This is a genomic window from Actinosynnema sp. (assembly GCF_052038725.1).
This window is the reverse complement of record NZ_JBQGCX010000765.1, coordinates 1-4,784: the sequence shown is the minus strand read 5'-3', so window position 1 is coordinate 4,784 and position 4,784 is coordinate 1. Positions and strand designations below refer to the sequence as shown.

The following is a 4,784-nucleotide window of genomic DNA, read 5'->3' as shown; positions in this document are numbered from 1 at the left end:
AGCCGCACGATGTCGATGGTGCGCGGGAAGGTCCCCTTGCCGCGCAGCGCCTCGTGGTCGGCCGCGAGCCCGTCCAGGCTGACCAGCACGTTGAGCCCTGGGCCGATGGTCAGCAGGTGCTCCAGGTTCCGCTTGACCAGCAGCGCGTTGGTGCACAGGTTGACCGTGCGGGGCGTGCGCGCCAGCAGCTCCGCGACCTCGCCGAACCGGCTGTGCATCAGCGGTTCCCCGCCCCACAGGAACACCTTGGCGCGGGTGTCGTCGGTCGTCCGCAGCACGTCGTCGACGATGTCCAGGTCCAGCTCGGTGCGCTGCTTGACCTTGCTGAAGTCGTGGAAGAACCCCTGGTCGTTCCACTGGTAGCAGTGGTTGCACCGCAGGTTGCACTTGTAGGTCAGCTGGAGGCTGACCTCCCTGGGCAGGGGCGTCGCGTAGGTGGCGTCAACCTCGATGTTGCGCCGGGTCTCGGCCCGGATCGCCACCGTGCGCCGAAGGTCGTGGAACTCCTTCTGGTTGAGCGTCCGGGCGGTTCTGGGGTGCACGACAGCTCCTCACGACGCAGGACTCCGGCGAGGAATATTCCCGCCCACGAAGCGAAGCAGCCGCACCGCGCCCCTGGCAAGGAAACGCCCGGCGTTCCTGCGATAAGCAAGAGTTCCGAAACCGCTTCCCCCTTTCCAGCCAGGTGTTCCCGCAGCTCAGCGCCCAGGCATGGACTGTTCGCAGCAACGGTTCCGGCGACTTGTGGAGTATTTGCCGCACCACGCCGAGTGTGTACGTTTCCGCCGCCACCCCCTTTTTTCCACGAACGGATGGCCCATGCCGAGAACCTGGCCCGCGTCCCCGTTCCAGCACACGATCATGACCAACGACGGGACGATCCCCAGCGGCTCGACGGGTCCGCACATGACGATGTCCATCTCGGCGCTGGTCACCGGCGGGCTGGACGTGGACCTCCTGGACGCCGCGTACGACGACCTGGTGGCGCGCAACGACGTCCTGCGCACCACGCTGGAACCGGGCGGCGAGCAGTGGCGCCAACGGGTCCACCCGCACCGAACCGCGCACTTGCACCGCGCCGAGGCCGCGGCGTCCGAAGCGCAGTCCTTTGTGGACGCCTGGTCCCGAGAGCCGGTCCCGATCGACCGCCCTCCCCTGGTGCGCGGCCAGGTCGTGGCCCTGGACGACGGCTCGCACCTGGTCAACCTGGTGTTCCACCACGTCCACACCGATCCCCCGTCGCTGGTGCTGGCCGTGGCCGAACTCGGCGCCCTGTACACCGCGCGCCTGGCAGGCGAGCCCCTCCCGCCCCCGCCCCTCCAGTACGGCCCGTACTCGGCGCGGCGGGCCGCGATCACCGCCCCCACCCTGGACGCGGACCTCGACCACTGGCGCGCCACCGGGGAGGGCGCCCGTCCCCTTGACCTGTCCCCGAGCCGGGACCTGTCCACCCCGCCCGACTCGGGCGTGCTGCGCCTGGACGTGCTCGACGAGCGGGACGCCGCAGCGCTGGAGAAGTGGGCGCTCCGCCGCAGGACGACCGTGTTCGCCACCCTGTTCACCGCCTTCTGCCTGGCGGCGGCGGACCGCTCGACCACGCGGGACGTCCTGGTGAACACCGTGTTCGAGCAGCGCGCCCACCCGGACGTGCGAACCCTGATCGGCCCGTTCCTGCACCCGTCGGTGCTGCGCGTGCGCGTCCCGGAGGGCGCGACCTGGTCGAGCCTGACCCCCGTGGTGCGCGAGGCGGTGGGCGCCGCGTACGCCCGCGCCCACGTCCCCGGTTTCGACGTCCTGCGCCTGCACCCGGACGTGATCCACGCCGTGGAGACCGAACCGGTGGGCCTGTGCGTGTTCCAGTACCTGCCGTACTCGGGCCTGGAGGACACCTTCGCGTACGGCCCGGCGACCGCCCGCGTGCTGGCGAGGACGCAAGCGGGCCCGACCGGCGACGTGGGCCTGATGTTCCGCCTGCACCGCAGGTCCTCGGGCTCCCTGTACGCCACCGTGACCTACGACCGCCGAGACCTGACCGAGCCGGTGGTGCGCGCCCTGTTCACCGACTTCGCGGCCAGGCTGCGCGAACCGCTGGCCGAACGCGCGCCCCGTACCGGATCACCGTCCCGCCCCCGTGATACCGCTGCGCCCCAACGGGATTCGGCGCCGGTGACCTGACGCTGCGGAAGCGCTGCTCTGATCGAGTGCCTGCTGTTCCGCGGCGCCACGACCAGGGGTGATCCTTCCTCCCACTCACCCGTGCGGGACCTAGGGAGATGGGGAACTCGGTGCTGAGAACCACGAGCAGGGCGGCGATGACGGGCTTCGCGATCCTGGCGCTGGCCGGGGCGGGCGCGGGCAGCGCGACGGCGGTCGAGCGGGAGCTGACGACCATCGCGGTGCCCCCGCTGCAACCGGCAGGCGGCGAGGTGAAGGCGTCGTCGGTCGCGTGCGTCTGGAAGTACTCCCCCGGCCGCAACCCGACCGTGTGGGTCGACTGCCACCAGGTGGGCGGCGGCGCCGCGACGGGTTTCGAGGTCACCGTGACGTGCAGCGACGGCAGCAGCCACACCAGCGGCGCGACCAGGTTCGGCAGTCCGGCGATGGCCTACTGCCCAGGGGCGACGACGATGAAGTCCTTCACCCTCTCCGCGCACTACTGACGCGAACGGGACCCACCGCCTGTTGAGACGTCCGGGCCGGGGCGCTTCGGCGGGCGGCGGGTCCCGAACCGCACCTCCTCCGCGAACTGGTGAGTTCGTTGGGGAGCACGCTCAGCGGGAGGGCCTCGCACCGCGCGGGGAGCCTGGCGCGCGCCGAACGCCCCAGCGATCCGGGGCCCGTCAGCTCGTCGCCGACGAGTTCGACGACTCAGCTCTCGTCATCAGATGCGCCCCTCGCCCCTCACCTTCTGCTGGAGGGACGAGAGCGAGCCTGACTTCGGCACGAGTGCCGGTTTCCTAGTCGACTCGCACTGGGACATCCACGACGGCGCGCTGGGAAGTCCGGGTCTCCACAGCCTTTCGCAGCGATGGCACGGTGATCGTCGCCGCGGTGACAGCCAGCAGGAGAATCGCGATGGCGGTGTGGACCGCACGTCGGATCCGCCCGCTGCGTGGCGGCCGGGCCTGGGGACGGGCTGTGGTGAGGTGCGCCTGGACGAGGTTGTGGCGGAACTGGTAGGAGTCGCCGGACTGGCGCAGGACCTCACGGTTGTGGGCATCCCTCAAGAAGCGGATCATCCGCCACGGCAGTCGACCGCGCAGTGCCAGCAGGGTCTGCGCCGAGCGGAAGCGGACCCACGGCGCGCCGGTGCCCACCGCCACCACGACGGCTAGCAAGAAGCTCCCCGCGACGCCGATGTCAAGTGCGTCGCTTTGGCCGCCCAGGTCCGAGGCGAACCACATGGTGACGCCGCCCGCGAGCGCGATGGTGACCGTGACCAGCGTCAGCGTGATCGCATCGCCGAAGACCGCCGATCTCGGCGAGCGCGCTTGGTCGTCGCGGACCGGGGATGCGAGCGCCCTGGCGACGCCGACCACCGCGGCGGCGATGCCACAACCGTACCGAAGCCCTGTTGACCAGGAGTCCTCCAGGATGCCGGCGATCGCACCTACTGCCGCGGCTGCGGGCAGTCCTACCAGCGCTGCCATGCCCATTCCGGACAGTGCTCCCGTGGCGAGGGCGCGCCCGCTCAGCGATGGCTGTGCGGGGACAGGGGAGCGGGTCATCGCCAAGCCATTGGTGACCACGCCGATCGCGGTGCCGAGCAGCATGATCGCCACTGCGGGTTGTGACAGAGCGGCCAGGTAGGTCAGGTCCCCCAAATTCCGGTAACCGCCTGCGAGGAGGATGAACGAGCAGAACACGAGCGCTCCTGTGGAACCGTCCCGCAGCGCGGCTGCCCCCACCGCCACCGCGATCCGCCGGCTCGGCGCGCCCGAGGCCGCCCGGCCCGCAGCGGGCCCGGCGAGCGCGGCGGCCAGCAGGGAGAGCCCGAGCGCGCCCGCGAGGGCCTTGTCGGGGCGACCGGAGGTGAGCAGAACCAGGCTGAACACCCCGAGCGTCCCGACCAGCACGATCACTGCGGCGATGAGGAGACCCACCAGTCGGGCCGGGACGGTGCGGTCGAGCTGCCACCAGTTGAGGTTGACGCCATCGGTGCGGTGGTCGGCGAGGTGGTTCGCCAGGGTGCGCAGCCACCGTTCCACCTTCTCCGCCTTGTAAGGGCGCTGGCCCGCCTCGGTCCTGGCGTAGACCGCGGGGATGAACTCGGCCAGCACGTGGTTCGTCACCGCCGCCGTGCCTCGGTCGGCGATGGTGATCAGGTCGGCAGGCCGGGAGGTCGGCGCGCGGTAGGCGTTCCGGGCCAGGAAGAGCATCAGCGGCGTGGAGAGGGCCTCAGCGAGATTTTTGCCGTTGTCGGTGTGCATGTGGTTGACGACGGGGAGCCAGCGCGGATCGCTCTGGCTCTCGTCGTCGCGCAGGTAGACCCCGGCGTCGTCGGGGGTGATCGGCTTGATCTCCACCACGACCGCGCGGCTGAGCGGCGCGTGCTCGGTGGTCAGCCTCTCGTACTCGACGCCTCGGCAGGTCAGCACGATCCACAGGCCCTCGCTCGCCGCGTCGATCACACGCAGTGCCTTGGGCACCAACACCTCGGGCATCTCGTCCAACCCGTCCAGCACCGCCATGACCTTGTTCGCGCCCACCAACTCCTTCGCGCCTGCGGCGCTGATGACGTTGGGGTACTCCTCGTGCACCCGCCGGGCGAGCCAGGTCCCGAG

The 4,784-nt window shown here is 70.7% G+C and carries 3 protein-coding genes and 1 pseudogene; 2 read left to right on the top strand and 2 right to left on the bottom strand.

What is annotated here, in order from left to right:
• On the bottom strand, positions 1-542 hold a 542-nt coding region (locus tag ACTUAL_RS15830), incomplete at its 3' end, for a radical SAM protein (protein WP_440900798.1).
• A 277-nt stretch (positions 543-819) separates the two neighbouring features.
• Here ACTUAL_RS15830 and ACTUAL_RS15825 point away from each other — a divergent pair.
• Positions 820-2,175 carry a condensation domain-containing protein gene (locus tag ACTUAL_RS15825; protein WP_440900797.1) on the top strand — a complete coding sequence of 452 codons (1,356 nt, stop codon included), beginning with the start codon at positions 820-822 and terminating at the stop codon, positions 2,173-2,175.
• Between the two features lie 110 nt (positions 2,176-2,285).
• Entirely contained in the window at positions 2,286-2,660 is a 375-nt protein-coding gene (locus ACTUAL_RS15820; protein ID WP_157767790.1) for a hypothetical protein, read from the top strand.
• Between the two features lie 297 nt (positions 2,661-2,957).
• Here the strand turns inward: ACTUAL_RS15820 and ACTUAL_RS15815 are convergent.
• Positions 2,958-4,784: pseudogene (locus tag ACTUAL_RS15815) on the bottom strand (hypothetical protein); the annotation flags it as partial.